Below are 26128 nucleotides of genomic sequence, written 5' to 3' on the forward strand. Positions count from 1 at the left end.
ACGGCCGAATGGCCATTCGCTGACGGGCGCTCGCCACCGGAATCCGGCTGGTGCCGCCGGATACATCCAATCAAAAGCTTGCCGCGGCGTTCGGAACGTCCGCCGGCATCGCATCCTCCGACGCGCGCCGCACGACCATCGCCAGCACGGCGACGAGGATCGCGGACGCGACCGGCCACATCGTGCCGGTAATGACCGCGGCGAATGCCTGTGCCGGTGCGATCCACGTGAGTGCCAGCACCGCGGTTTCGAACCGGTTCGGCCGGACGTTCCGGCAGTCGAGCAGCAGGAAGATCAGCGGCAACACCAGCCACAGCAGGTCGTAATACATGTAGTACGGCTGCACCAGCAGCGTCGCCGCGGCCAGCGCCGCCGCACGCAGTTCGAAACGCGCGGCGCGCAGCCATACGTACGCGACGGCCGCGGCCGCCGCGACCGCGACGCACGCCTGCACGCCGTACGCGGCCTCGACCGGCAGGCCCGCGGCCCGCGCGAGCCCGCACATCGACGGCATGCCGCGCCACAGTGTCGCGCCGTACTCGATCACGCCGCGGTTGAAGGTCGGCAGGAACGCATAAAACGCCGCCCACGCCCGCCCCCCGAATACGGCCACCGATGTCGCGACGATTGCCGCACCGAACACGCCCGCCGAGACCAGCGCCTTCCAGTGCCGCCCGCAGATCAGCGCCAGCGGGAACAGCACGCCGTATTGGGGTTTCATCAGCAAGGTCGCGATGCACGCACCCGCGACGATCGGGCGCGATCGCAGCAGCAGCAGCGCGGCGCCGGCCGCTGCGGCGGTCAGGAACGCATTCTGCATCGTGAGGGCCGCGCCGATCAGGCCCGGAAACGCGGCGACCGCAAGCCGCCACTGACCGTCGAGCGGGCGTGTCAGCCGCGCGACGACCGCCGCGTAGCAGCCGACCGACAGCACGCCGAACAGCATGACGGCGCGCGGAAACGACATCCACCCGAACGGGATGACGACGAGCAGGAAGGTGGGCGGATACGGCCACGGCGCGAAATCGTCGAATGGTCGCAGCGCGGCCTCGATCGGCTGGATCCAGTGCGGCGAGAAGATCGCCGTCGCGCCGTGTTCGAGCGCGACCCGCGCCGTCGCCCAGAATATCGCGAAGTCCGACCCGACCATCGGCGCGGACCGGTCGTGCCACCGGTAATAGCGGATCACCCAGACGGCGAGAAAGAGCAACTGCAGCACGAGCGCCACGGCGGCATACGTTGCAACGCGCCGCGCGTCGATTGCACGAGCGCCCGATCCGCGTATCTTCACCATCGGCGACCCCGCGCATTTTTTATTCCGGTGAAGCACCGGCGACGCCGCCCGCACCGAAACATCATGTTGCATCTCCGGGCGGCCTGCCGCCACGGTCGTTTGATACCATCGACACACAAGACCGGCGATCGAACGCCGCACGAAGCGCGCAGAAGACCTTGCATCGACGCGGACCATCCGTGCCTGACATCCCGATCCAAGCGATCCAAGACACGAGACGCCCTTCAGTGGACCTGATTACGCCTTCTCTGGATACCCTGTTTTCCCCGACCCCCGACAAGCTCTACTTCGCGGCATGCCTCGCGGCCGTGGCGATCATCGCGTGGCTCGTCGCGCGGCACGTCCCGTTCTACCGGTCGGCCGTCGACAAGTCGCTGTCGATGCGCTATCGCAATCTCGACGGATTCCGCGGGATCCTGGCCACCTCCGTCGTGTTCCATCACTTCGCGTGCAACCAGGGCTTGCTGCTGACCGGCGTGTGGGGCGCCCCCTCCGACTTCCTGCGCAATCTCGGCACGATTCCCGTCGCGATGTTCTTCATGGTGACCGGGTTCCTGTTCTGGGAACGCGCGTGCCGGGGCACGCTCGACGTGCGGACCTTCTTCGTCGGGCGCGTGCGGCGCGTCGCGCCGCTCTACCTGTTCTACGCGATGGTCATCATCGCCTGCACGCTGTACTGGTTTCCCCGCAATGTCGTACACGCACCGATCGCGTTACTCGTCGACCTGCTCAAGGCCGTTTCGCTCGGCTGGTTCGGCGCGTTCCCGGTCAACGGCGCGGAACAAACCAGCCAGTTGAGCGGCGTCTGGTGGACGCTCGCCTACGAATGGCGGTTCTACGTCGCCATTCCGTTTCTTGCCTGGTTCGTTGCCACGCGGGCGTGGCGCAAGCTGCTCGCGCTCGCGATCGTCACGGCCTGCGCCGCACTGTTCGGCCCGCCGGGCGGCATGGCGCTGCTGTTTGCGTGCGGCGCGCTCGCGTTCGAGGTCGCGCGGCATCCCGCGATTCGCGCACTGCTCGCCACGAAGGCGGCGGCCACCGTCGCGCTGCTGATCCTTGCCGTCGCGCCGTATCCGGCCGAACGCTATTCGATCGAGGGCGTGCTGCCGCTGCTCCCCGTGTTCCTCTGCGTCGCGTGCGGCAACACGTTCTATGGCGTGCTCAAGACCCGCCCGCTCGCGCTGCTCGGCACCGCGAGCTTCAGCATCTATATGCTCCACATGGCGATCGTGTACCTGATCGTCCGCGCGTTCAACACGTTCGTTTTCCCGATCAATTCCGTCGACGATACCGGCATCTGGGCACTCGCGCTGGCGTGCGCGCTGGTCGCCGTCTTCTGTTCGCTGCTGACCTACCGCTACATCGAACATCCGTTCATCGCGAAGCGCAGCGACGCGCCCCCGGCACGGCGGACGGTCGAACGCGTTCGCGAGCGTCACACGGCCGTGCAGTGACGCAGACACGGCCCGGAGCCGGTACGGGATCCCGTTGAAATCCGCGTGCGCGCCGGCGCGAACACGATCGCCGGCGCTACCGATTGGCTCACTGTCGTTTTCACCGGCGCCTTCCGTGACATCACCCCGACGCGCCGACCCGCCGCGAGCAGCACATGTCGCCACGCGCGGCGGGTCCCCCGGCACGACACCTGGCTGTTTGACGGATCGAACGCGGGTGCCCGTTCGTGTCGCCGATACGACGCAGTGCGCGTCCGACGCGACGGGCCGCGCTCCCGCGGCTCGAGCCGATCCCCGATATGTCGGTGTCGTTGCGTGCCGCTCCCGCGAATCTTCGTTGCCATCAGTCGCGGTTGTGACGAGCGGCACGGGGCATTGACGCAAGGCACGTGCCATGCCGCGCAGACCGGCGCGGAACAAGCGTCGCGGCCGAACGCCTGGGGTTACGTGAGACGGAATCGACGCAAATGTTTCAGGAGCGCATCCGTTTTCGGCCGTTCATCGCGGTGCGGGTAGGCGCGGGCGTCACGCGCCAGCATTCAGGCCGACGCTTCGCCGTCCGTGCGCAGCCGGTACTTCAGCACCTTCCCGGCCGCGCTCGTCGGCAGTTGCTCGACGAACGTGAAATGACGCGGCACCTTGTAGTTCGCCATGTTGCCGCGCGCCCAGTCGTTCAGTGCGTCGGCGTCGGTATGTGCGCCGGGACGCAGCACGACGTACGCATGCCCGACCTCGCCGAGCCGCGTATCGGGCACGCCGACCAGCGCGACCTGCGCGATCGCCGGATGCGCGGCCAGCAACCGCTCGATCTCGGCCGGATAGCAGTTGAAGCCGCCGACGATGAACATGTCCTTGATCCGGTCGGTGATCTTCAGGTTGCCGTTCGGGTCGACGCAGCCCAGATCGCCGGTATGCAGCCAGCCGTCCGCGTCGACGGCTTCGCGTGTCGCGTCAGGCTGGTTGAAGTAGCCGCGCATCACGTTGTAGCCGCGCACCCGGATCTCGCCCGTCTCGTCGGGCCCGAGCGCCGCGCCGTCCGGCCCCGCGATGCGCAGCTCGACGTCCGGCATCGGCCGGCCCGACGTATAGGCGACCGTCTCCGCATCGTCGCCCTGGCGGCACAGCGTCGCGAAGCCGCACGATTCCGTCAGCCCATAGCCGGTCAGCACGGTCTCGAAACCAAGCTCCGCGCGCATCCGCTCGATCAGGCTCGGCGCGATCGCGGCCGCGCCCGTCACCGCGATCCGCAGCGACGACAGATCGCGCGTCGCGCGATCGGGCGCGTCGAGCAGCGCGTAGTACAGCGTCGGCGGGCCGGGCAGCACCGACACGCGCTCGTCGGCGACGCGCCGCAGCACGTCGGCCGGCTGGAACACGAGATGCGGCAGCACGGTCGCGCCGCTCGACAGCGCGGCGAGCCAGCCGGCCTTGTAGCCGAACGTATGGAAGAACGGATTGACGATCAGGTAGCGGTCGTCCCGGCACACCCCGGCGATCGCTGCCCACGCTTGCGCGGCGCGCAGGTTCTGCCCGTGCGCGGTCATCACGCCTTTCGGGCGACCGGTCGTGCCGGACGTGAACATCAGGTCCATCACGGTGTCGGGCGTCACCCGGGCCTCCCGGTCGCGCACGGCGGCCAGCGGCACCACCGCGCCGCGCGCGAGAAACGCGTTCCAGGTCTCGTCGCGCGCCCCCGGCGGCGGCTCGCCGTCGAACACGACGACGCGTTCGAGCGTCGCCGGCCGATGCGGCGCGAGCATCGCCGGATAGGATTCGCCGAGGAAGGTGCCGCAGCAGAACAGCAGCCGCGCGCCGCCGTCGTGCAGGATGCCGCCCACCTCCATCCCCTTCATCCGCGTATTGACCGGCACGAGGATCGCGCCGACGGTGTGGATCGCCAGCGCCGCGACGATCCATTGCGGCAGGTTCGGCGCCCATACGGCGATCCGGTCGCCGGCGTCGATGCCGCTCGCGAGCAGCGCGCGCGCCGCGTCGAGACGTGCCGCGTCGAGTTCCGCATAGGTCAGCCGGCCGTGTTCCGACTCGATCGCCGAATGCGCGCCGTGGCGCGCGGCAGCCCGCGCGATCAGCGCGGGCGTGGTGAGGATTTCGTTGTCCATCGTCATAAGGATCGCCACAGGGTTGCCGGGCACGCCGCAGGCGCCGCGGCTCAATCGGGGAACACGACGCGCAGCGCGTCGCTCGCGGGCCGCGCGCAGCAGGCCAGCGTCCAGCCGGCCGCGACTTCTTCGTCGTCGAGCACGTGGTTGCTGTCGAGCGCCACTTCGCCGCGTTCGACGCGGCACATGCATGCGCCGCACTGCCCCATCCGGCACGAGTTCGGCGCCGGCAAGCCGGCGCGCAGCATCGCGTCGAGCAGCGTCTCGCCGGGCGTGCTGTCGAACGCGAACGCCTCGCCGTCGAGCACCGTCTCGATCGTCGCGCCATCGCCGGTCGCGGCGGCCGAGGTCGCCGTCCCGGCCGATGCGGCCGGATCGGCCGGTGCCGGCGCATCGGGCAGCGACGCGAAGCGCTCGACATGCACGCGCGCACGCGGCAGCCCGAGGCCGAGCATCGCGGCCAGCGCGTGCTCCATGAACAGCGCGGGCCCGCAGATGAACGTCTCCTGCTGGCTGAACGACCGCGCGAGTTCCTCGAGATGGCGTTGCTGCGGCACGCCCTGCACGCTGTCGAGCCAATGGATCACGCGCAATCGGCCTGGGTGACGGTGCGCGAGCTGCTGCAGCTCGTCGCGGAAAATCACCGAGCGCTCGTCGCGGTTCGCGTAGATCAGCGTCAGCATCCCGCGGCCGTGCACGAGCGCGGATTTCAGGATCGACAGCACCGGCGTGATGCCGCTGCCGCCCGCGAACAGCAGCAGGTCGCCGTCGAGCGTGCGCGGCGTGAAGACACCGGCCGGCGGCAGCACGTCGAGCGCATCGCCCGCGCGGATGCGGTCGCACAGCCAGTTCGACGCACGGCCGTCGCGCACGCGCTTGACGGTGATCTTCGGCGCCGCGTCGATGCCCGGCGCGCTCGACAGCGAGTAGCAGCGCGCGACGGTCGCGTCCGCGCACGGCACGGTCAGCGTCAGGAACTGGCCGGGCCGATACGTGAACGCATCGCGCAAGGCGGCGGGCACGTCGAACACGAACGAGCAGGCGTCGTCGCTTTCGGCGACGACGTCGGCCACGGTCAGCCGGTGAAAGCGCGAATCGCTCATCGCAGCTTCCTCACGTCACGCGGCCGCGCGGGCCGCGGGCGCGCCGGGCGTCGTGTACGCGCCGTCGAGATAGACGAGCGGATCGACGTCGCCGCTCATCAGCACCTCGCGAATGCGCCCGATGAACACCGTATGCGTGCCGTATTCGAAGCGGCCGTCCTGCTCGCACACGAGGCTCGCCTGCGAATCGTGCAGATACGGGACGCCGAGCGGCGACGTATGCCAGTCGCCGGTCGTGAAACGCGCCTCGCCCTTCAGGCGGCCGCTGCAGTCGATCGCGATGCCTTCATGGCGCGCGGACAGCACGTTCACGCAGAACGGCGCGCCCGCGTCGAGCGGCGGATACAGCGACGCATTGCGATTGATGCAGATCAGCAGCGACGGCGGATCGGTCGACAGCGAATCGACCGCCGTCGCGGACATCGAGTAGCGCCGGCCGTCGTGCGTGCTGCTGATGACCGTGACGGAACGCGCGAGGCGGCGCATCGCGAGCAGCATGTCGGTGCGCAGCGGATAGGTAGTGAGATCGCTCATCATTGGACTCCGTCAAGTTCTGTCGGGAACGGCCGGGCTGACCGGCCGCCGGCGTCGGCCGCTTGTGCGGCCAGGTGGTCGGCGGCGATGAACCCGAAGGTCATCGCCGGACCGAGCGTCGAGCCCGCGCCGGGGTAGCTCGTGCCCATCACCGATGCACTCGTGTTGCCGATCGCGTAGAGGCCGGCGATCGGCGCGCCGTCGGCGCGCAGCACGCGCGCCTGTGCGTCGGTGACGAGTCCGCCTTTCGTGCCGATGTCGCCCGCGTCGATCCGCACCGCATAGAACGGCGCTTCGTCGACCGGCCCGAGACACGGATTCGGCTGGTTTTTCGGATCGCCGTAGTACGTGTCGAACAGGTTGTCGCCCTTGCCGAACGCCTCGTCGATACCGGTTGCCGCGTAACGCGCCATGTCGCGCAGCGTGTCGTGCAGCCCGCCCGCATCGACGCCGATCCGCGCGGCGAGCGCATCGATCGTGCCGGCCTTCACGAGCACGCCGCGAAACGCTTCGGGAATGCGCGCGTCAGGCATCATCGACGCCGGCATGATCGGCCCGCACGGATACTTGCGGCGAAAGCGCGCGTCGAACACCATCCACGCCGGCACGCATGCGCCGGTGCGCGCATGGTCGCGATACATCGCCGGCACGAATTCCGAATACGGCGCGGCTTCGTTGACGAAGCGCTGGCCGAGGCCGTTGACGATCACGCAGCCCGGCAGGTTGCGTTCGACGAACAGCGCGCGCTGCTTCTCCTCGCCCGCGACGCCGACCGTCGGCGCGCCCCACACGTGTTCCATCAGCGCCAGCGCGCCGCCGAGCCGGTGGCCTTCGGCGATCGCATCGCCGGTATTGGCCGGCGGCGTCGCGCTCCATTGCGCTTGCGTCGGCTGCGGCAAATGGCGTTCGCGCATCGGCTGGTTGCGCTCGAAACCGCCCGCGCCGAGGATCACGCCGCGCCGCGCGACGATCGTCACCGGCTGGCCGAAGCGCTCCGCGCGCACGCCCGTCACGCGGCCGTCGACGTCGAGCAGGTCACGCATCGGCGTGTCGAGCCACACGGGCACGTTGCGGTCGAGCAGCGCACGGCGCAGCCCGCCGATCAGCGCGCCGCCGAGCGTCAGCCGCCGGTCGCGCCGCGTGCGGCGGCGCACGCCGAGATCGAGCCAATAACGGCCGAACTGCGCGATCGCGAGCTTCATGAAGCCCGGTCCGCGCGAAAACAGCGTGTGCGCCTCCTTCGACGTCACGGCCACGCGGCCGCCGATCAGCGTGCCGGGCGACGGCGGACGCAGCCGTTCGAGCTCGTCGCCGAGCCGCGCGCCGTCGAACGGCAGCGGATCGAGCGCGCGATAGCCCGGCATCGCGCCCGGCAGTTTCTGGAAGTAGTCGGCATATTTCGGCAGCGCCTGGTAGCGCACCGGCGTGTTCGCCTCGAGGTAACGCAGCATCTCCGGCGCCTGGTCGAGATACGCGTCGAGCCGCTCGCGCGACGACGCGCCGGCCGTGCACGCATCCAGATAGCGGCGCGCGGCCTCGCGCGTGTCGGTCGCGCCGAGCTCGGCGATATGGTGGTTGCACGGCACCCAGATGCCGCCGCCCGACACCGCCGACGTGCCGCCGTACAGCGCCGTCTTCTCGATCACGACGACGGACAGCCCGCGGTCGGCCGCGCGGCACGCGGCGAGCAGCGCGCCCGCGCCGGAGCCGACGACCACGACGTCGAACGCGTATTGCTGCGCTTGCGTGTCGTTCATCGCGGCCTCGTCAGATGAAGTAGTCGGTGTTCTCGCGGCCGAGCATCACGGCGCCGAGGTTCTGGCCGAAGCGGTCCACGTTGTTCGCGTAGTGCGCGCGGGCCGCATGCAGGTCGAGGAAGCGGCGCACCAGCGGATTGCGGTGATAGATGCCGTTGCCGCCCGCATGGCGCAGCAGCGCGTTCGCGGCCTGCGCGCAGCGCTCGGCGACCTGTGCGGACTGGTAGCGAAAATGCACGCGGCGCTCGATCGACACGGCCGGGCCGCCCGTCACCGACGCCATCAGTTCGGCGAAATTGCGCTTGAGCAGCACCTTCATCTCGTCGATCGCGACGGCCGCGTTCGCGCACGCGTTCTGCGCGCCCGGATCGTCGGTCGTCTTCGCGCCGCTGTTGGCCGACACGCGCGTGGCCGCATAGCCGGTGAAATCGTCGAGCGCGCCCTGCAGCGCGCCGATGCACGACGTGCACACCGCGCGCACGAAGATCTGCGCGAACGGCAGCTTGAACAGCGGCGCGTCGTTGACGGCGAGGCCCGGACTCGTGCCCATCATCCCGTCGATCGCCTTGTGCGTGCGGTATGCCGGCACGAACACGTCGTCGACGACGATGTCGTGGCTGCCGGTCGCGCGCAGGCCGAGCACGTCCCAGTCCTGCTGGATCCGGTAGTCGGACTTCGGCAGCAGGAACGTGCGGTATTCCGGCGGCTGGCCGGCAACGGCGGGCGGCACCAGCGCGCCGAGGAACACCCATTCGCACAGCTCGCTGCCGCTCGAGAACTTCCAGTGGCCGGACAGGCGGAAGCCGCCGTCGACCGGCGTCACGCGCCCGACCGGCATGTAGGTCGACGCGATCAGCGTCGCCGGATCCTGGCCCCACACGTCCTGCTGCGCGCGTTCGTCGAACAGCGCGAGCTGCCAGTTGTGCACGCCGACGACGCCATACACCCATGCCGTCGACATGCAGCCGCGCGCGAGCACCATCTGGATGTCGAAGAAGGTCTGCGGATCGAGCTCGTGGCCGCCGTAGCGCTTCGGCTGCAGCACCTTGAAGAAGCCGGCGGCCTGCATGTCGGCGATCGTCTCGGCCGGGATGCGGCCCTGCGCTTCCGCCTGCGCGGCGCGACCGGCCAGCGTCGGCGCGAGCGCCTCGGCGCGGGCGATCAGCGTGGCGGCCAGTGCGTTCGAATCGTTGTCGCGATGCACGAATGTCTCCTGTGAAACGGAGCGCGCGCGGCGGCGCTTGCCCCGGTCTCGCTCCAAGTGGTTCGTCGCGGTGTGCGCCGCGAGCGACGGTTCCTGCTGCCGATGGTCGGTCTCGCGCGGCCGCGCCGCATCGTCCAAAGGGACGACGGGCGCGGCGCGGCGCGCCCCGCGTCATGCGCAGGCGCGCTCCTTCTCCTTGTTGAAGAACGGGATCACGTGCTCGCCGATATTGCGGATGGTTTCCATCTGCGCGTCGTGCGGCACCGTGCCCATCTGGCACAGGAACAGCACTTCGTCGACGCCCGCTTCCTGCAGGCGGCCGACGTAGCCGATGCAGTCGTCGACCGTGCCGTACGCATGGTTCGGGTTCATCATCGCGAGCGCCGGATCGGCGAAGTTCACGACGACCTCCTCCGACGCGAAGCGTGAACGGATCACCATCTCGCCGGTATCGGCCCGCACCAGGTCGTCGCCCCACTTCGCCGGGTCCGGACGCTCGCCGCCCGTGTACCAGTACGCGAGCGATTCCATGAAGTAGCGCTGGCCGCGGATGCCGATCTTGCGGGCCTTCTGGCCGTCGGCCATCACGACCGCCGGGCACAGCGCGGCGAGGTGCCGGGTCGGGCGGAAGCCGACCTGGTCTTCCGGCTTGCGGTTCGCCCACGCTTCGCGATACACCGCGTTCTTCTTCGCGACTTCATCGGGGCCGCCGAAGCCGAGCACCAGCGCGCCCATCCCGCGCTGGCCGGCGCGCAGCAGCGCGTCGGTGTTCGTGCAGGCGAGGTACATCGGCGGATGCGGATCCTGCATCGGCTTCGGGTGGATCGGGCGCTTCGGAATCTTGATGTACGTGCCGTCGTGCTCGATCTCGTCCTGCACGAACATCTTCGGTACGAGATACATCGACTCGTCGATCATCGGCTGCAGTTCGTTGAGGTCATAGCCGAACGCGCCCGCTTCCTGCTGGCTGCCGCCCTTGCCGACGCCGAAATGCACGCGGCCGCCCGACAGGATGTCGAGCAGCGCGACGCGCTCGGCCACCTTGATCGGATGGTTCATCGCCGGCGGCAGGCACACGACGCCGTGACCGAGCCCGATGCGCGTCGTGCGGCCGGCCAGGTACGCAAGGAAGGTTTCCGGCGCGCTCATGTGCGCGTAGTGGGTCAGCGACGTGTGCTCCACGCACCAGATCGTGTCGAAGCCGACCTGCTCGGCCAGCAGCGCCTGTTCGACCGTCTCCTTGAACACCCGGTGGTCGCCCTCGCGCGATGCGTCGGTGGTCTGGGCTTCGTAGATGAGGGAAAACTTCATTGCGTGCGTCTCCATGGTTGTTGGACGAGTCGGGGTCGTGCAGCCGCCCGCACGATACGGACGAATGGCGACGGTCCACGAATGGGAGTGTCGGCGCGCGGGCCCGCCCGGGCATCGTCTGTTTGGAGTAACGGCACGCGGGCGGGGACAGAGGGGTTTCACCGTCATCCGATCGGACTGCGTCGGGGCCGGCACCGCGCGCTAGCATCGGACGACGGTGCCTCGCGCGCCGCGCACCACACGACAAGGGAGAGAGGGAATGAAGGTATCGATGCTGCTGTACCCGGTCGACGACATCGACACGGCGTTGCCGCTGTTCGTCGACGGGCTGGGCCTGACGGTGAAGTTCCGCGACGGCAACCGCTATTGCGCGCTCGACGGCGGCCCGCTGACGATCGCGCTGGTCGCCGGCGACGAGCAGATCGTCGAACGCGCGGCGCTCACGCTGCGGGTCGATGAGGATGACGACCTTTACGCGGCGATGGCGCGGGTCGTGAAAGCCGGCGCGTCGGTGCGCGTGCCGGTGCAGGCCGGACCGCACGAATACCGCGCGGTGCTGGAGGACACGAACGGCGCGCTGCTGGTGATTGCGCAGAAACGCGCGGCATGATCCGGCCAGGTGTGGCGGGTGATGCACGGCTCGGGCCGGCGGGCAAATAGCGGGCAAATGGCGGGAGGCTGGCGGGAGGCGGCGGGCGGGCGGCTGCACGAATCGCCGCTGCCGGCTGGCGACGTGCGCTACACGCGCTGATCGGCCGCGCCGGGGGCGCGCAGGGCGCTGGTTTCCCGCAGCTCGAGCAGCGTGCCGGCCGGCTGGCTGAACCGCTTCGCGGCGAGCGCGATGAATTCGACGTCGGGCAGCGCGGGCAGCCCGTCGCCGTTCACCGGCGGCGCCAGGCCGCGGGCCGACAGGTACTGCGACGTCGCGGTCAGCCCGAGCCCGGTCCGCGCGGCCGCGATGCAGCCCGGCTGGCTGCTGCTCGAACACTCGACTTCCCAGCCGATCCCCTTTTCCGCGAGCGCGTTCGGCACATTCCGATGACAGTCAATGCCTTCAGGCAGCTTCCCGATCACCGGCGGAATCGGTACCATCGAGCGCTTGTAGACCGGCCATGCGCCGGCGCGCGCCGGCCGGGCCGCGTCGCCCGCCCTGTCGTCATGTCGCCGCCGCGCCGGTCGCCGCCCGTTCCATTTCGTCATGTCCCGCGAACCCTCACACTCCGCGCTGCTGTGGATCGTCGCCGCCGCGTTCTTCATGCAGTCGCTCGACACCACGATCGTCAACACCGCGCTGCCGTCGATCGCGCAAAGCCTGCATGCGTCGCCGCTCGCGATGCAGCCGATCGTGGTCGTCTACACGCTGACGATGGCGATGCTCACGCCGGCGTCCGGCTGGCTCGCCGACCGGTTCGGCACGCGCCGCGTGTTTTCCGTCGCCATCCTGGTGTTCTCGCTCGCATCGATCGGTTGTGCCGCGTCGCACACGCTCGGCCAGCTCGTGGCCGCGCGCGCCGTGCAGGGCATCGGCGGGTCGATGCTGCTGCCGATCGGGCGGCTCGCCGTGCTGCGCCGCGTGCCGGGCGAACGGTACGTCGCGGCGATCGCGTTCGTGTCGATCGCCGGGCAGCTCGGCCCGATCGTCGGGCCGACGCTCGGCGGCTGGCTCACGCAGGCGATTTCCTGGCACTGGGTGTTCATCGTGAACGTGCCGGTCGGCGTGGTCGGCTTCGTCGCGGTGCAGCGCTTTCTGCCGCACGACCAGGCGACCCGGCCGGCGCCGTTCGACTTCGTCGGCTGCGCGCTGCTGTCGGTCGCGATGATCGCGCTGTCGCTCGCGATCGATCCGCCGATGCCCGCGCACCGCACCGGCTGGGCGATCGGGCTGGCCGTGCTCGGCGTGGCAAGCGCGCTCGCGTACCTGCCGCATGCCCGGCGCCGCGCACAGCCGCTGTTCCGCCTCGGGCTGTTCCGCGAGCCGAACTTCGGCTCCGGGCTGCTCGGCAACCTGCTGTGCCGGATCGGCACGAGCGCGGTGCCGTTCATGCTGCCGCTGTTGATGCAGGTGCAGCTCGGCTATACGCCGCTGCAATCGGGGATGATGATGCTGCCGGCCGCGATCGCCGGCGTGATCGCGAAGCGCTGGATCGCGCCGCTCGCGAAGCGCTTCGGCTATGCGACGTTCCTGGTCGTGAACACGGGGATCGTCGGCTGCGCGATCGCGGGGTTCGCGCTGGTGTCGGCGCGGCCCGCGCCGGTGCTGGAGATTGCGCTGCTGATCGTGTTCGGCGCGGCGAACTCGATGCAGTTCGCCGCGATGAACGCCGTGACGCTGAAGGGGCTATCGCATGCCGACGCCGGCAGCGGCAACAGCCTGTTCACGATGATGCAGATGCTGGCGATGGGGCTCGGCGTGTCGATCGGCGGCGGACTCGTGAACCTGTTCGCCGCGCGCTGGGGCTCGATGGCCAACGGCTTCATGCTGTCGTTCGCCTGCATGGGCGCGGTCACGCTGCTGTCGTCCGCCGTATTCCGGCGGATCGATACCGCCGCGCCGCCACGCCCGGTCGCGCCGCGGCCGTCCGCTTGAGCGGCGCCGCGGGCCGGCCGCTCGCCGTCAGTTCACCTGGCGGCGCTCGACCACACGCTTGAGCACCCAGCGGATCGACGAACCGTCGGCCGGCGGCTGCGCGACGCGGTATTCGTCGACTTCCAGCACATAGCGATAGCCGGGCTGGTACGCAAAGCCTTCGATGCCCGCGTACCACAGGCGCCACGGCTCGGCCGGGCTGCTGCGCACCTGCAGGCAGTCCATCGGTGCGACGCCCGTGCAGCGCACCGGCTGCGGCGCGACATAAACGGTTTGGGTCACCGGACGGCCGTCGGCCGGGCGAGCCGCGCGCGCATCCGTCGCGGCCGCGTCGGTCTGGCATCCGGCGAGCAGCGTGCTGCCGGCAATCACGGCCGCGCCGAGCAGCATGGGGGTCTTGCGAATCATCTGTGGGTCCTCAGGAAGCGTTGGCGGGCCGATTAGACGAACGGTGCGCCGCGAAAGTTCACAAACGGCTTACAACCCACGTACCGCCCCCCTCATTCGTGGGATGTCGCGTGTGTGCCGGCGCGCGCGAGGCGTCGTATCCGCTCTGGCGGACCGCTAGCGGCACAAACCGATCCGGCCGGCGCGCGCGAAACGCGCGGGCGGCGCGCCGACGGTCGACGGCGGATTCACCGTGCGGTGATCGTGTATTACCATCGGCGCTTCCTCGTACGCTTCGCGCTGCCTGCTCCGTCCCGCCACGGCCGCGCAGCGCCCCTGCTTCGCATGACCTTACCCGTTCTGCGGCCGCTGCCGATCGATGCGCTGACCGTGCCGGCCGCGCTCGACGGACGCGCGGGCACGAACCGCTCGACCGGCGCGCATCCGCAGATCGCCGCGACCAACGATCTCGATGCCGTGCGCGCGTGGCTCGCGCGCTTCGTCGATACGCCCACCACGTTCCAGAACTACCGCAAGGAGGCCGAGCGCCTGCTGCTGTGGGCCGTGATCGCGTGCGGCAAGCCGCTGTCATCGCTCACGCACGAGGATCTCGTCGTCTACCGGCAGTTCCTGCTCGCGCCCGCGCCGGCCGACCTGTGGTGCGCGAACGGCGGCCGCAAGCATCCGCGCGGCGACTCGCGCTGGCGGCCGTTCTACGGGCCGCTGTCGGCGGCCAGCCAGCGGCAGGCGATGGTGATCCTGAACGTGATGTTCTCGTGGCTCGTGCAGGCCGGCTATCTGGCCGGCAATCCGCTCGCGCTGTCGCGGCAGCGGCAACGGCGGCCCGCGCCGCGCGTCACGCGCCATCTCGGGCCGCCGCTGTGGCAGGCGGTCAAGGACGCGATCGCCGCGATGCCGCGCGACGATGCGCGCGCATCCTTCCATGCGGATCGTGCGCGCTGGGTCTTCACGCTGCTGTATCTCGGCGGGCTGCGCATCACCGAGGCCGCCGATACGACGATGGGGCATTTCTTTGCACGACGCGATGCGAACGGACACGACCGCTGGTGGCTCGACGTGACCGGCAAAGGTGGCCGGCAGCGGCTCGTGCCGGCCACCGCCGAGATGATGGCCGAGCTCGCACGTTACCGGCGCGCGCACGGCCTGCCCGCGTTGCCGGCGGACGGCCACACGCGCAAGCCGCTCACCCGTGCGGCGCTGCATCGGATCGTGAAGCAGGTGTTCCGGTTCGCGGCCGACCGGTTGCGTGCGCAAGGAGAATCCGGCGCGGAACAGGCGCGCGTGCTCGAACAGGCCTCCGCGCACTGGCTGCGTCACAGCGCGGGCTCGCACATGGCCGATGGCCGCGTCGACCTGCGGCTCGTGCGCGACAACCTCGGGCACGTGTCGCTGACGACCACCAGCCAGTATCTGCATGCGGACGACGACTGGCGACACAGCGAAACCGACGAGAAGCACCGGATCGGGTGGTAGCCGCTCAGATCAACGCGCAGCGCGGTTCGATACGCGGGCCCGCCGCCGGACGCCTCCGCGGTTGATCGCGCGGCACGCCGCGCGCGCTCAATACACGGCCACCCAATGCCCGGGCACCCACGCCCAGTGGTTGCCGGCCCAGCGGTAATGCCCCTTCGCCCAGCGATAGCCGGGGGCCGGCGGCGGCGGCGCCACCTCGGCGACCGGCGCGGGCTGCGGCGGCCGCGCGGGTTCGACCACGCATGCGGACATCAGCGCCGCACTCGTGATCGTCAGTGCGGCAAGCGATACGGATCGGATCTTCATCGTCGATGCTCCCTGTTGTGTGATCGGTTGGCGGATGCGAACGCGCACATGCGGCACGTCACGCCGTTGGGCGAACGAGGCCCGTCATCGGTCGCGTCACATCGCTTTCCGCGAACAGCGTGGCCGCCGTTCGGCCCGGATCGAGCCGCAGACTTTCGGCGGCCACGCCCGCGATCAGCGCGTCGAGCGACGCGGTCGGCCTCAGGTCGCGCCCTTCGTACAGGTCGCCCGGCCGCAAGCCGGGCCAGTCGGCGATCACGCGACCGCCCGCAACCGCCCCGCCCGCCAGCATCGCAACCGACGCCTGCCCGTGATCGGTGCCGCCCGTGCCGTTCACGGCGGCCGTGCGGCCGAACTCGGTCGCAACCAGCACGGTGGTCTGCTGCCATACCGGCCCGAGGCCATCGCGCAATGCAGCGAGCATCGTGTCGAGCGCCTTCAATTGATTCGCGAGCCGCGCGTTCTGCGCGCCGTGCGTGTCCCAGCCGCCCGTCTCGATCATCGCGATCCGCGGGCCGTCGTCGCGCACGAGAAACGTCGCCGCGAGCTTGCCGACGCCCGCCGGATCCTGACGCGCATGCGCATCGCCGGCGAGGCCGCGCGCGGCCATCGCCGATTGCCAGAGCGGCCCAAGCTGCGCGTCGGCCTCGTAAAGCGCCGACACGCGCGCGAGCAGGTCGTCCGGCGCGGCCGGCAAGCCGGATGCCGCATACGATGCGGCCTGCACGCTGCCGCGCAACGCGAGCGGCACCGTCGGCGCGAATGCGATCGCGCGCTCGCGCGTCGCCGGCAGCATCGCGGCGAGCCGGTTCAGCCAGCCGTCCTTCACCTGGTACGGCGCACGGCCGCCGGTCTCGAGCACGTTCTGGCCGTCGAAATGCGAGCGGTCGCGATACGGCGACGCGATCGCGTGAACGAACAGCGCCTGTTTGTCGCGGTACAACTGCGCGGTCTGCACGAGCGACGGATGGAGCGCGAAGGTGCCGTCGAGTCGCGTCGCGGCCGCCGTATCGATCGCCAGCGGGCCGCGCAGCGTCGCATACGCGGGCTCCGCATACGGAACGACGATGTTCAGCCCGTCGGCCGCGCCGCGCTGGATCACGAACACGAAGCGCCGGTCGGTGTCGACGTTCGCGAACACGATGCGCGGCGCGACGAGGATCGCGCCCGCGCCGGCGGCGGCAACGCTCAGGAACTGTCGGCGTGAGAGTGCCATGTTCATCTCCGTTGGAAATCAGGCGACACGAGCAGCAGCGCGAGCGACGTCGTCGCGCTTTCGGCGCGCGACAGCGCGGTCGACGTCGCCGTGCTCAACGAGCCGGCCAGCAGCGTATTGCCGAGCGTGCGCGGGTCGAGCCGGTCGCCGGTGCGCGCGGCGAGCCTTTGCGCGATCTCGACCCGGCGCACCAGCGCGTCGGGCGCGGCCCAGCTCGCGGCGACATCGTCGTAGCCGGCCGGCGATCCTGGCCGCCACACCGGCTGGCCAAGTTGCGCGAGCAGCGGCGCAGCCTTCAGGTCGGCCGTGTCGCGCCAGCCGAGCCCGCGCAGCGACGACACGGCCCACTCCCATGGCGTCTTGAACTTGCGATTGACCGGCGACCACGCGTCCGGCGCGTCGACGAGCGCGCGATAGACGGTCGGCAAATCGCCGCCGCTCGTCTCGAATGCGCGCGCGAGTCGTTCGGTAAGCGCGGGCGGCGGATCGTCCGCGACGAAATGGCGGGCGAGCTGGAACGCGATATGCCGGCCCGTCGCCGGCGCATGCGCGAGATCGCTCAGGATCGCGCGCCCCTGCGCGTCGCCCGGCTGGTCGTAGGCGCGCCCCATCACCGTGCGCGGGCCCGGTTCGTGCAGCTTCGCGCGGAACACGAACGCACCGGGCGCGGCATCGCCCGGCTGCGGTCCGCGTCCGCCGGCGATGCTCCAGCCGGTCAGCGCACGCGCGAATTCCGTCACGTCGGCTTGCGTATAGCCGGTGCGCACGCCGAGCGTATGCAGCTCCATGATCTCGCGCGCGAGGTTCTCGTTGAGGCCGCGCCGCGCCGCCGGATTGCGCGCGTCGGCGCGCAGCGCGGCCGGACTGTCGGGGCCGACCGAGCGCGCCTGGTCGAGGAACAGCTGCATCGCCGGATGCTGCTCGACGGCGACGAGCATGCCCTCGAAGCGGCCGAGCACGTGCGGGCGGATCGCGTCGCGCTCGAACGCGCCTGCGTACGCGGCGACCTGTCCCTTGTCGACCGACACCGCGAAATGGTTCGCCCAGAAGTGCACGAGCCGCTCGACGAACGGCGCGGGCGTGTTCAGCGCGCTGTTCAATCGCGCGGCGACGGCGCTGCGATAGGCGGCGTAACCGTCGCGACGGATCGACTGCGCGGTCGCGCGCCGGGCCGCCGCGTCGTTGCCCGTCATCGCGTTGCGGGTGTTCGCGAAGCGCGTCGCGAGCGTCACCGCGTCCGGCTCGCCGGCCCATGCGGCCGGCCGTGCTTCGTAGCGGTCGAATTGGGCAAGCAATGCGCGCCTGGGCTCGGCGGGCGGCGCGTCGTCGGCCCGCGCGCCGAGACCGAAGCGGTTCAGCGCGATGGCGGCCGGTGAGATGTCGTTCGGGTGGTCCATGACGGAGGCTCTCGCTCGCGGTGCGTACCCGTGTTTAACGAGGGCCGGCGGGAAATCCGTCGCGGGTTCGGCGAAATATTTGGCGTTGCGCGCGGGAATGTCGACGCGTGCGGCTTGCTCGCCGCGTTCCACGGCGGCGGACGTTCACGAAACCGGTACGAGACGCGCCGCTGCGCCCGGTGCTTCCTTCCGGATTGTCCGACGGCGCGGGGCAATCGGCACGGTAACCGCTAGAATTGCGGTTTTTGCCCGGAAACCGTCCATGTCTTTTGCCTCGCTCGGCCTGATCGATCCGCTGCTGCGTAATGTGCAGGATCTCAATTACCAGACACCCACGCCGGTGCAGGCCAAGGCAATTCCGGCCGTGCTCGGCGGCCAGGACGTCATGGCCGGCGCACAAACCGGCACGGGCAAGACGGCGGGGTTTGCGCTGCCGCTGTTGCAGCGGCTGGTGCAGCACGGCCCGGCGGTGTCCAGCAACCGCGCGCGCGTCCTGGTGCTGGTGCCCACGCGCGAGCTGGCCGAACAGGTGCTGCAGAGCTTCGTCGCGTACGGCAAAGGCCTCGATCTGCGATTCCTGGCCGCATACGGCGGCGTGAGCATCAACCCGCAGATGATGAAGTTGCGCAAGGGCGTGGACGTGCTCGTTGCCACGCCGGGCCGCTTGCTGGATCTCAATCGCCAGAACGCGGTGCAGTTCGATCAGGTCCAGACGCTGGTGCTGGACGAAGCCGACCGCATGCTCGATCTGGGCTTCGCACGCGAACTCAATGCAGTCTTCGCGGCGCTGCCGGCGCGGCGCCAGACGCTGCTGTTCTCCGCGACGTTTACCGATGACATCCGCGCGATGGCGGCGAGCATCCTGCGCAGCCCGGTCCATATCAGCGTCAGCCCGCCCAATGCCACGGCCAGCAAGATCAGGCAGTGGGTGGTGACGGTGGACAAGCGCAACAAGCCGGAGCTCTTCATGCATCTCGTGGCCGAGAACAAATGGGAGCACGCGCTGGTGTTCGTCAAGACCCGCGCCGGCGTGGATTACCTGGCGGCCATGCTCGATGAAGCCGGTCATGCGGTCGACACCATTCACGGCGACAAGCCGCAACCCGCGCGGCTGCGTGCGCTGGAACGCTTCAAGACGGGCGAAGTGCAGATGCTGGTCGCCACCGACGTGGCCGCGCGCGGGCTCGATATCGACGATCTGCCGCTGGTGATCAACGTGGATCTGCCGATCGTCGCGCAAGACTATGTGCACCGGATCGGCCGTACCGGCCGCGCGGGCGCGAGCGGTGTGGCGGTGTCCCTCGTGTGTGCCGATGAAGCACCGCAACTGGCCGCGATCGAAGCGCTGATCCGGCAGACGCTGCGCCGCGAAGAAGAACCGGGCTTCGAAGCCGAACACCGCGTGCCGGAAACGAGTGCGACCGGCCAGATCATCAAGAAGCCCAAAAAGCCGAAGAAACCCAAGGTGCCGCAAGCCGGGGCGACCGCGATGCCCGCGCCCGGCAAAAAGCCGCGCCCGCAGGGTGGCGAACCCAAGCGCAAGGCCGACGGACCGCGCGCCGGGGCCGGGGCTGCCGGTGAAGGGATCGATAGAAGCGTGTTGCGCGGCAGCCCGTTCAGCGTGCAAAAGCCGCGCGGCAAACCCGCCGGCAAGCCGGCCGCGGGGTCGGGCAAGCCGTCCGGCAAGCCCGCTGGCAGCCGCGGCAAACACCGCCCCTGATACCACGCGACGCGGCGCTCACTGACTCCCCGCCGCCGCCGGCTTCTGTAACCGCGCCGGCAGCCGCCAGTTCCCGCTGCGCCGCAACCCGTCGACGAACGTCGCGCGCTCGGCCGGCGTCAATGTCGCCGCGAAATCGACGACGCTGCGCTCGACCTGCCCGCGCAACGCGCTATCCGCCGCGCGCGTGCGGTCGAGCGCCGCATCGATCGCCGCCCGATCGAGTTGCGGCGCGGCCAGCAGGTCCAGCACCGTGATCCGCCCGTCACGCCCTTCCCGCGCGAAATCCCGGCCGTCCTTGCGCGCCGCCTTCAGCGCCGCCGCAAACTCGCGCTGGCGCGCCTCGGGCAACGCATCCGCGGCGAAGCGCAAGGCCGTGTGCTGCGCGGGCATCCCCCCGCCATGCAGGCCGCGATGCGTCGCGAACCATTGATACGCGCCGCCGCCGATCGCGCCGAGCATGAACACGTTCAAGACGACGGACCCGACGAGCATGAATTTCCAGCCGCGTTCGCTCATTCGTCGCCTCCGTCGATGCTCGGGCCGCCGAACGTCGTCGTCAGATAGCCCGGTTCGTGTTGCGCGATCGGTGCGCCGCCGAGCATCAGCATCGAAACGGCCACCGCGCCGGCCAGCGCGCCGGCCAGCCCGACGCCCGCGAACGCCGCGCCCGACCACCACACTTTGCCGCGGCGTCGCGCGCGTTGCGGTGCGGGCGCCGTCGCGACGATGCGTTCGACCAGCGCCGGCTCGGGCGGCGCGACCGCATCCTGCATGAGCCATGCATCGAGCTCGGCGGCCTCGTCGAGCGCGTCCAGCGCGTCGCGCGGATGCGCTTGCGCCCACGCTTCGGCCGCCGCGCGTTCGTCTTGCGGCCAGCGCCGCGCATCCGAGCCGTACGCGGCGACGATGGTACGGAATCGTTCGGGTGTCATCGCTTGTCCTCGCTAGGTGGATCGCCGGCCAGTTGCGCGCGCAAGTTGCGCCGCGCGCGCGCGAGCAGGCTTTCCAGCGCATCGACGGTGATGCCCATCAGGTTGGCCGCCTCAATGTTCGACATGTCCTGATAGTACTGGAGCACGAGCGCTTCACGCTGCCTCGGCGGCAACGCGGCGAGCGCCTCACGGACGCGCGCGTCGCGCGCGCGCAGCTCCGCGTGCGCGGCCGGCCCGGGTTGCGTGTCGGGCACGTCGGGCAGCGTGTCGACCGGCTCCTCGCGCCGCCCGCGCAAGCGGTCGTAGCACAGGTTCAGCACGACGCGATGCAGCCACGTGTCGAAGCGTGCTTCGCCGTCCCGCCAGCGCGGCGCGTGATGCCAGATCCGCAGGAAGGTTTCCTGCGCGACGTCTTCGGCCTCGGTCCGGTCGCCGAGCAGGCGCGTCGCGAGCGCGAGCAAACGCGGCAGCTTGCGTGCGACCAGCACGCGCACGGCCGACGCGTCGCGCGCGCCGACCCGCGCGACGAGTTCCGCGTCCGGATCGGCGTCGCTCAACGCGGACTGCTCCGCAACGTGCCATGCGAACGCCGCAGGCTGCCGGCGGATGGGTCCGCCGCGCGGCTGAAGCTCATCGTCGTGCTCTCCTTGCCTGCTTGGGGCCGGCGCCGGACGGCGCCGTGCCGGTGCTTCGACAACGCGTGGCGCGCCGCGCCCGGGATCGGGGTCGGGGTCGGGGTCGGGGTCGGCCCGGCCGGTTTCATCGACATCCGGTTCGAACGGCATATCGATCCTGTCGATTGCCCGCCGGCCGGCGCGCTCAATATACGACGACCGGCGCCGGCCGGTAATACACCGGACGCGCCGGCACCACGACGCAGCCCGCCAGCACGGCGGCCGCGACGGCCAGGATCACGAGGGTTCGCAAAGGCATGGCGTGACTCGCGAGGTTGCATGGAAGTCCGGCCGAACGGGTGCGGCGTACCGCACGGCACCTGGCGCGTCACGCCCAGTGGCCCGGCACCCAGCGCCAGTTCGGACCGCGCGCGGCCCAGTGGCCGGGCATCCAGCGATAGCCGGCGCGAACGCCTTGCCAGTGCCCGGGGATCCATACGTAGCGGCCCTGCCGCCAGTGCCAGTGGCCCGGGTCCCACACGTAGCCCGCGCGCGGCGCCGGCATCACTTCGACGCGCGGCGGCGGCGGTGCGACGGGTGCGACGATGACGGCCTGCGCGAACGCGGCGGACGTCGCCAGCGCGGCCGCGCAACCTGCGGCAAACCGTAATGAAATGGAAAGTTTCATGCAAGACTCCGAAGCATCGCGTATCGAACGTGCTCGGCCGGAAGTGGCCGTTCATGCGTTAAACGACGCATCCGGCCCAAACCCGTCGCGCCACCGGCAAATAAATTTCCGCCGCGCCGGCCACGCTGCTACGCACCCCGTCGACTCGCGGGCGCCGTGCGTCGATCACCGTCTGTCACAACCCGGCAAAACTGCACTTCGACAATGCCTGTCACCGGAATCCCGCTCGTTTCCGGCCCACGCCCCGGACGTGCTCGCGCACGGCCGGGCGGTTCCGCATTTCGCGTGTCATCCAACGAAACTACGACCATGTCGAACCAGGACAATTTCTCCGCCGAGTCGAACGAGCCGGCCGCTTCCGTATCGCGTCGCGGCTTCCTGAAACTGGCCGGCGTCTCCAGCCTCGCCACCGCCGCGGGCGGGCTCGCGGCCACCCGTGCCGCCGCGTCGAACCCGGACGGCACCCCGGAACAGGTCCACCTGACGTGGGGCAGCGACCCGACGTCCGAAGTCGCGATCTCGTGGGCGTCGCTCGCGCCGGCCGTCAATCCGCGCGCGCGCATCGTCGCCGACGGCGAACCGGCACGCACCGTGCACGGCGTGCAGCGCCTCTATACCGATGGCCTGAACGGCGAGACGGTGTTCACGTACCACGCGCGCGTGCACGGGCTGAAGCCGAACACGCGCTACCGCTACGAACTCACGGCCGACAACGACAGCAATGCCGCACAGCCGTTTGCCGCGACCTTCACGACCGCGCCGCGCGGGCGCGCACCGTTCCGCTTCACGAGCTACGGCGACCTCGCGACGCCGAACGGCGCGTGGGTGCTGTCGTCGCCGCAAAGCCGCTTCGCGGTGCAGGCCGTCGAGCAGTTCCAGCCGCTGTTCCACCTGCTGAACGGCGACCTCTGCTATGCGAACCTGAACCCCGCGCACCAGCCGGAAGTGTGGCGCGACTTCGGCAACAACAACCAGACGTCGGCCGCGAATCGTCCGTGGATGCCCTGCCCCGGCAATCACGAGATCGAATTCAACAACGGGCCGCAGGGGCTCGACTCCTATCTCGCGCGCTATACGCTGCCCGAGAACGGCACGCGCTTCCCGGGCCGCTGGTACAGCTTTCGCGTGAGCTCGGTGCTGTTCGTGTCGCTCGACGCCGACGACGTCGTGTACCAGGATGCGGCCGCGTTCGTCGGCGGCCCTGCTCCGCTGGTGCCGGCCGCGAGCACCGGCCGCGCGCCGATCGAACCGGGCACGTCGTTCTACGTGCGCGGCTACAGCCACGGCGAGCAGACGCGCTGGCTCGAGCACACGCTGCGGCATGCGTCGCACGACGACGACATCGACTGGATCGTCGTGCAGATGCACCAGGACGCGCTGAGTTCGTCGAAGACGGGCAACGGCTCGGACAAGGGCATCCGCGAGGCCTGGCTGCCGCTGTTCGACCGTTACGGCGTCGACCTCGTGCTGTGCGGCCACGATCACGACTACGAGCGCAGCTATCCGGTGCGCGGCTGCAATCACCGCGCGGGCGTCGACGCCTCGACCGGCGAAGTCGTCGAGACGCTGCAGCCGCGTCCGGTCGGCACGGCCGACCCGGACCGCACGACGTTCGACACGAGCCACGGCACGATCCACCTGATCCTCGGCGGCGGCGGCACCAGCGCGCCGCTCGACGTGTACGGCGAGAACCCGGCAACCGGCTATGCGCAGGCCAAGGTCTTCACGAAGCCGAACCGGCCGGTGCCGGGCACGGCGGCGAACACCTTCGTGCGCAAGCCGGCCGACGCGCTGGAGGATGCGATCTGGTCCGCGCGCCGCGACACGGGCACGGGCTACGGGATCGCCGTGTTCGACCACGATCCGGGCCAGCCGGGCGGCCAGACGACGATCACGATGCGCTACTACCATGCGCCGGGCGCGGATCAGCACCCGAGCGCACAGTACGAACTGTTCGAGACGATCGAGCTGAGCAAGAAGCGCGGCGAGCGCTGATGCGACGGCCGCCCGCGGCGCGTGATCGCGCGGCGGGCGGCCGCGGTGGGCGCATGCGGGACGGCGCGCGATCCGCTTGCAGAGACGGCGAAACCGTGAGCTTGCCGGCGACGACAGCCACGCGCCCCTACCCGACCCTACCCGACCCTATCCGGCCCGCAACCGCCGCAAGCCACCGCGCCGCTAGCGGCGCGATTCCAGCGCGATACGCACGGCCAGTCCGGCCAGCACCGTGCCCATCAACCCACGCTGCACCAGCGCCCATACCGGCCGACCGGCAAGCAACCCCGCGATGGCCCCGGCCATGCTCGCGATCAGCGCGTTGACGCAGACGCTGACCGCGATCTGCACGCAGCCCAGCGCCAGCGATTGTGCGAGCACGCTGCCGTGCCCTGGGGAAATGAACTGCGGCAGCAGCGACAGGTACATCACCGCGATCTTCGGATTCGCGAGATTCGTGACGAACCCCATCGTGAAGAGCCGCGCGCCGCTGTCGTGCGGCAATTGCCGGACCTGGAACGCGGAACGACCGCCGGGCTTGAGCGCCTGCCACGCGAGATACAACAGGTACGCCGCGCCGGAAAAGCGCAGCGCGTCATACGCGTACGGCACGGTCAGCACCAGCGCGGTCATGCCGAATGCCGCGCAGAACATGTAGAACACGAACCCGAGCGCGACGCCGCCGAGCGACACCAGCCCCGCGCGGCGCCCCTGGCAGATCGAGCGCGAAATCAGGTAGATCATGTTCGGACCGGGCGTCAGGACCATGCCGAGCGACACGAGTCCGAAAGCGATCAGGGTGGGCAAGGCCGGCATGGTGGTCTCCATCGAGGCGATGAGGGCGGGACGAATGTCGAACAATATATTGCATGCCGACGGCAGCCGGCATGAATAAACTGCAAGTCGTCCATGCATGCCCTTCACCGCGTCATTACGCTGCCGGCGCGTGACTTGCGCTTCTTCGCCCGCGCCTGAAGCGCCTTTCCCGTTTTCATGCGCTGTGCGTCGACCAGCTTCACGAATGCGTCGGCAACCGGGTTGCCGGTCGCGTTCCACGACAGTCGCACCGAACGGTGCAGCCTGGGCGACAGCTCCAGCACCCGGCCGGCGAACGGCGTATAGGTCAGCGTGATGCGCGGGACGATCGACACGCCCATTCCCGCCTCGGCCATCGACAGGATCGTCCGCATCTCGACCACGTTGAATGCGGCGCGAAGCGACGCACCGTTGCGCGCGAAGTAGTCCGCGATGACCGGCCCGCACCCCGCCTTCGAGAAGATGAACGGCATCGTGGCCAACAGCTTCGCCGACACGCGCTTGCGGCCGTCGAACAGGCCGTCCGCCGCGACCGCGACGAAATCCTCGTCGAGCAGCGGCAGATCGTGCGCGAAGGTCTTCGTGCCGGCGACCACGCCGATGTCGGCGGTGCCGTCGTCGAGCCACCCCTCGACTTCCGCGTCCGTCCCTTCGAGCAGCACCGCCGTCACGCCCTCATGCGCGGCCTTCAACGTCTCGAGCGCGGGGACGACGAAGGCGAGCGATACGCTCGGCAACGACGCCACCACCAGCCGCCCTTCGAGCTTGCCGCGCGCGAGGCCGAACTGCTGGCGCAGCGTCTGCGCTTCCCGCACGACGTTCTGCACGTACGGCCACAGCCGTTCGCCCGCGGCGGTCAGGACGACCGGCTGGCGGTCGCGCACCAGCAGCTTGACCTCGGTGAGGTCCTCCAGTTCGGTCAACGCATGGCTGATCGCGGATTGACTGCGGCTGAGCCGGTCGGCCGCGGCCGTCAGCGAGCCGAGTTCGACGACGGCCGCCAGGGCCTGCAACTGCGCAAGCGTCATCTCGCCTCCTTGTTTCGGTTCATGTACTTTTCACATGACAGGGTCGCACATCATGAACGGATTTGAACCGGAGCGGCGATATTCGACGGCATGCGAGGCCAGGATCGGCCAGGCCGGCGTGCGGTCCGATGCGGCCGGGCGACCGCGTCCGACGTTTCGCACCGTGCT

23 protein-coding genes and 1 pseudogene are annotated in these 26128 nt (G+C 70.0%); 6 read left to right on the forward strand and 18 right to left on the reverse strand.

The annotated features are described in order from the left end of the window. Positions 1-70 precede the first annotated feature (70 nt). Positions 71-1228, reverse strand: a complete 1158-nt coding sequence (locus ACTJKF_RS06550; protein ID WP_440622745.1) for a glycosyltransferase family 87 protein — start codon at positions 1226-1228, stop codon at positions 71-73. A gap of 293 nt (positions 1229-1521) precedes the next feature. Between ACTJKF_RS06550 and ACTJKF_RS06555 the strand changes: the two genes are divergently transcribed. Beyond that, complete coding sequence (locus tag ACTJKF_RS06555; RefSeq protein ID WP_440622746.1) at positions 1522-2748, forward strand: acyltransferase family protein; 1227 nt, start codon at positions 1522-1524, stop codon at positions 2746-2748. Positions 2749-3287: 539 nt separating this feature from the next. Here ACTJKF_RS06555 and ACTJKF_RS06560 read toward each other — a convergent pair. From ACTJKF_RS06560 to ACTJKF_RS06585, 6 genes are all read right to left on the reverse strand, one after another. Further along, positions 3288-4874 (reverse strand): FadD3 family acyl-CoA ligase, encoded by a 1587-nt coding sequence (locus ACTJKF_RS06560; protein ID WP_440622747.1) that lies wholly within the window; start codon positions 4872-4874, stop codon positions 3288-3290. Positions 4875-4918: 44 nt separating this feature from the next. After that, entirely contained in the window at positions 4919-5971 is a 1053-nt protein-coding gene (locus ACTJKF_RS06565) for a 2Fe-2S iron-sulfur cluster-binding protein (RefSeq protein ID WP_440622748.1), read from the reverse strand. Between the two features lie 15 nt (positions 5972-5986). After that, on the reverse strand, positions 5987-6505 hold the full coding sequence (locus tag ACTJKF_RS06570) for a flavin reductase family protein (protein WP_440622749.1): 519 nt from the start codon (positions 6503-6505) through the stop codon (positions 5987-5989). Continuing rightward, on the reverse strand, positions 6505-8262 hold the full coding sequence (locus ACTJKF_RS06575) for an FAD-dependent oxidoreductase (RefSeq protein ID WP_440622750.1): 1758 nt from the start codon (positions 8260-8262) through the stop codon (positions 6505-6507). Before ACTJKF_RS06575 ends, ACTJKF_RS06570 begins: the two co-directional genes overlap by 1 nt. Before the next feature lie 10 nt (positions 8263-8272). After that, positions 8273-9466: an acyl-CoA dehydrogenase family protein gene (locus ACTJKF_RS06580; protein ID WP_440622751.1), complete on the reverse strand. Its 1194-nt coding sequence runs from the start codon at positions 9464-9466 to the stop codon at positions 8273-8275. Between the two features lie 171 nt (positions 9467-9637). Beyond that, positions 9638-10777 carry an LLM class flavin-dependent oxidoreductase gene (locus ACTJKF_RS06585; protein WP_440622752.1) on the reverse strand — a complete coding sequence of 380 codons (1140 nt, stop codon included), beginning with the start codon at positions 10775-10777 and terminating at the stop codon, positions 9638-9640. A 259-nt stretch (positions 10778-11036) separates the two neighbouring features. Between ACTJKF_RS06585 and ACTJKF_RS06590 the strand changes: the two genes are divergently transcribed. After that, positions 11037-11387 (forward strand): VOC family protein, encoded by a 351-nt coding sequence (locus ACTJKF_RS06590; protein WP_440622753.1) that lies wholly within the window; start codon positions 11037-11039, stop codon positions 11385-11387. A 128-nt stretch (positions 11388-11515) separates the two neighbouring features. Here ACTJKF_RS06590 and ACTJKF_RS06595 read toward each other — a convergent pair. After that, positions 11516-11809: pseudogene (locus ACTJKF_RS06595) on the reverse strand (LysR family transcriptional regulator); the annotation flags it as partial. Between the two features lie 166 nt (positions 11810-11975). Here ACTJKF_RS06595 and ACTJKF_RS06600 point away from each other — a divergent pair. Continuing rightward, entirely contained in the window at positions 11976-13364 is a 1389-nt protein-coding gene (locus ACTJKF_RS06600; protein WP_440622754.1) for a DHA2 family efflux MFS transporter permease subunit, read from the forward strand. Positions 13365-13391: 27 nt separating this feature from the next. Here ACTJKF_RS06600 and ACTJKF_RS06605 read toward each other — a convergent pair whose 3' ends face one another. Continuing rightward, positions 13392-13772 (reverse strand): DUF4377 domain-containing protein, encoded by a 381-nt coding sequence (locus tag ACTJKF_RS06605; RefSeq protein ID WP_440622755.1) that lies wholly within the window; start codon positions 13770-13772, stop codon positions 13392-13394. 324 nt (positions 13773-14096) lie between these two features. Between ACTJKF_RS06605 and ACTJKF_RS06610 the strand changes: the two genes are divergently transcribed. Continuing rightward, the gene (locus ACTJKF_RS06610) at positions 14097-15245 is read left to right on the forward strand and encodes a tyrosine-type recombinase/integrase (RefSeq protein WP_440622756.1); all 1149 of its coding nucleotides are present in this window, start codon (positions 14097-14099) and stop codon (positions 15243-15245) included. An 87-nt stretch (positions 15246-15332) separates the two neighbouring features. Here the strand turns inward: ACTJKF_RS06610 and ACTJKF_RS06615 are convergent, their stop codons facing one another. From ACTJKF_RS06615 to ACTJKF_RS06625, 3 genes are read right to left on the reverse strand one after another with little or no spacing between them, the layout of a single operon-like run. Beyond that, the gene (locus tag ACTJKF_RS06615) at positions 15333-15551 is read right to left on the reverse strand and encodes a YXWGXW repeat-containing protein (RefSeq protein ID WP_440622757.1); all 219 of its coding nucleotides are present in this window, start codon (positions 15549-15551) and stop codon (positions 15333-15335) included. Positions 15552-15609: 58 nt separating this feature from the next. Beyond that, positions 15610-16767 carry a DUF1501 domain-containing protein gene (locus ACTJKF_RS06620; protein WP_440622758.1) on the reverse strand — a complete coding sequence of 386 codons (1158 nt, stop codon included), beginning with the start codon at positions 16765-16767 and terminating at the stop codon, positions 15610-15612. Between the two features lie 2 nt (positions 16768-16769). Continuing rightward, positions 16770-18164: a DUF1800 domain-containing protein gene (locus tag ACTJKF_RS06625; protein WP_440622759.1), complete on the reverse strand. Its 1395-nt coding sequence runs from the start codon at positions 18162-18164 to the stop codon at positions 16770-16772. 262 nt (positions 18165-18426) lie between these two features. Here ACTJKF_RS06625 and ACTJKF_RS06630 point away from each other — a divergent pair, with 262 nt between their 5' ends. After that, on the forward strand, positions 18427-19884 hold the full coding sequence (locus ACTJKF_RS06630; protein ID WP_440622760.1) for a DEAD/DEAH box helicase: 1458 nt from the start codon (positions 18427-18429) through the stop codon (positions 19882-19884). An 18-nt stretch (positions 19885-19902) separates the two neighbouring features. Here ACTJKF_RS06630 and ACTJKF_RS06635 read toward each other — a convergent pair whose 3' ends face one another. The 4 genes from ACTJKF_RS06635 to ACTJKF_RS06650 all read right to left on the reverse strand — a co-directional run bounded on the left by ACTJKF_RS06635 (position 19903) and on the right by ACTJKF_RS06650 (position 22121). Beyond that, a complete protein-coding gene (locus tag ACTJKF_RS06635) occupies positions 19903-20403 on the reverse strand; it encodes a periplasmic heavy metal sensor (protein WP_440622761.1) in 501 nt (166 codons plus the stop codon). Beyond that, entirely contained in the window at positions 20400-20819 is a 420-nt protein-coding gene (locus ACTJKF_RS06640) for a hypothetical protein (RefSeq protein WP_440622762.1), read from the reverse strand. The genes ACTJKF_RS06635 and ACTJKF_RS06640 overlap by 4 nt, the downstream gene beginning before the upstream one ends. Continuing rightward, positions 20816-21604 carry an RNA polymerase sigma factor gene (locus ACTJKF_RS06645; RefSeq protein WP_440622763.1) on the reverse strand — a complete coding sequence of 263 codons (789 nt, stop codon included), beginning with the start codon at positions 21602-21604 and terminating at the stop codon, positions 20816-20818. The genes ACTJKF_RS06640 and ACTJKF_RS06645 overlap by 4 nt, the downstream gene beginning before the upstream one ends. 217 nt (positions 21605-21821) lie before the next feature. Further along, on the reverse strand, positions 21822-22121 hold the full coding sequence (locus tag ACTJKF_RS06650) for a YXWGXW repeat-containing protein (RefSeq protein ID WP_440622764.1): 300 nt from the start codon (positions 22119-22121) through the stop codon (positions 21822-21824). Between the two features lie 309 nt (positions 22122-22430). Between ACTJKF_RS06650 and ACTJKF_RS06655 the strand changes: the two genes are divergently transcribed. Beyond that, positions 22431-24116, forward strand: coding sequence for a purple acid phosphatase family protein (locus ACTJKF_RS06655; RefSeq protein ID WP_440622765.1), 1686 nt, complete (start codon positions 22431-22433; stop codon positions 24114-24116). Between the two features lie 183 nt (positions 24117-24299). Here the strand turns inward: ACTJKF_RS06655 and ACTJKF_RS06660 are convergent, their stop codons facing one another. Continuing rightward, on the reverse strand, positions 24300-24932 hold the full coding sequence (locus ACTJKF_RS06660; protein WP_440622766.1) for a LysE family translocator: 633 nt from the start codon (positions 24930-24932) through the stop codon (positions 24300-24302). A gap of 104 nt (positions 24933-25036) precedes the next feature. Continuing rightward, complete coding sequence (locus ACTJKF_RS06665) at positions 25037-25960, reverse strand: LysR family transcriptional regulator (protein ID WP_440622767.1); 924 nt, start codon at positions 25958-25960, stop codon at positions 25037-25039. Between the last annotated feature and the right edge of the window lie 168 nt (positions 25961-26128).

It is taken from the genome of Burkholderia sp. 22313, assembly GCF_052045245.1.
Classification (GTDB): Bacteria; Pseudomonadota; Gammaproteobacteria; order Burkholderiales; family Burkholderiaceae; genus Burkholderia.

Coding starts and splice junctions, on each gene's coding strand:
- ACTJKF_RS06615 (WP_440622757.1), bottom strand. CDS start 15,551: ATGAAGATCCGATCCGTATCGCTTGCCGCACTGACGATCACGAGTGCG.
- ACTJKF_RS06660 (WP_440622766.1), bottom strand. CDS start 24,932: ATGCCGGCCTTGCCCACCCTGATCGCTTTCGGACTCGTGTCGCTCGGC.
- ACTJKF_RS06575 (WP_440622750.1), bottom strand. CDS start 8,262: ATGAACGACACGCAAGCGCAGCAATACGCGTTCGACGTCGTGGTCGTC.
- ACTJKF_RS06600 (WP_440622754.1), top strand. CDS start 11,976: ATGTCCCGCGAACCCTCACACTCCGCGCTGCTGTGGATCGTCGCCGCC.
- ACTJKF_RS06620 (WP_440622758.1), bottom strand. CDS start 16,767: ATGGCACTCTCACGCCGACAGTTCCTGAGCGTTGCCGCCGCCGGCGCG.
- ACTJKF_RS06655 (WP_440622765.1), top strand. CDS start 22,431: ATGTCGAACCAGGACAATTTCTCCGCCGAGTCGAACGAGCCGGCCGCT.
- ACTJKF_RS06640 (WP_440622762.1), bottom strand. CDS start 20,819: ATGACACCCGAACGATTCCGTACCATCGTCGCCGCGTACGGCTCGGAT.
- ACTJKF_RS06635 (WP_440622761.1), bottom strand. CDS start 20,403: ATGAGCGAACGCGGCTGGAAATTCATGCTCGTCGGGTCCGTCGTCTTG.
- ACTJKF_RS06630 (WP_440622760.1), top strand. CDS start 18,427: ATGTCTTTTGCCTCGCTCGGCCTGATCGATCCGCTGCTGCGTAATGTG.
- ACTJKF_RS06590 (WP_440622753.1), top strand. CDS start 11,037: ATGAAGGTATCGATGCTGCTGTACCCGGTCGACGACATCGACACGGCG.
- ACTJKF_RS06610 (WP_440622756.1), top strand. CDS start 14,097: ATGACCTTACCCGTTCTGCGGCCGCTGCCGATCGATGCGCTGACCGTG.
- ACTJKF_RS06625 (WP_440622759.1), bottom strand. CDS start 18,164: ATGGACCACCCGAACGACATCTCACCGGCCGCCATCGCGCTGAACCGC.
- ACTJKF_RS06560 (WP_440622747.1), bottom strand. CDS start 4,874: ATGACGATGGACAACGAAATCCTCACCACGCCCGCGCTGATCGCGCGG.
- ACTJKF_RS06570 (WP_440622749.1), bottom strand. CDS start 6,505: ATGAGCGATCTCACTACCTATCCGCTGCGCACCGACATGCTGCTCGCG.
- ACTJKF_RS06650 (WP_440622764.1), bottom strand. CDS start 22,121: ATGAAACTTTCCATTTCATTACGGTTTGCCGCAGGTTGCGCGGCCGCG.
- ACTJKF_RS06605 (WP_440622755.1), bottom strand. CDS start 13,772: ATGATTCGCAAGACCCCCATGCTGCTCGGCGCGGCCGTGATTGCCGGC.
- ACTJKF_RS06645 (WP_440622763.1), bottom strand. CDS start 21,604: ATGCCGTTCGAACCGGATGTCGATGAAACCGGCCGGGCCGACCCCGAC.
- ACTJKF_RS06665 (WP_440622767.1), bottom strand. CDS start 25,960: ATGACGCTTGCGCAGTTGCAGGCCCTGGCGGCCGTCGTCGAACTCGGC.
- ACTJKF_RS06565 (WP_440622748.1), bottom strand. CDS start 5,971: ATGAGCGATTCGCGCTTTCACCGGCTGACCGTGGCCGACGTCGTCGCC.
- ACTJKF_RS06585 (WP_440622752.1), bottom strand. CDS start 10,777: ATGAAGTTTTCCCTCATCTACGAAGCCCAGACCACCGACGCATCGCGC.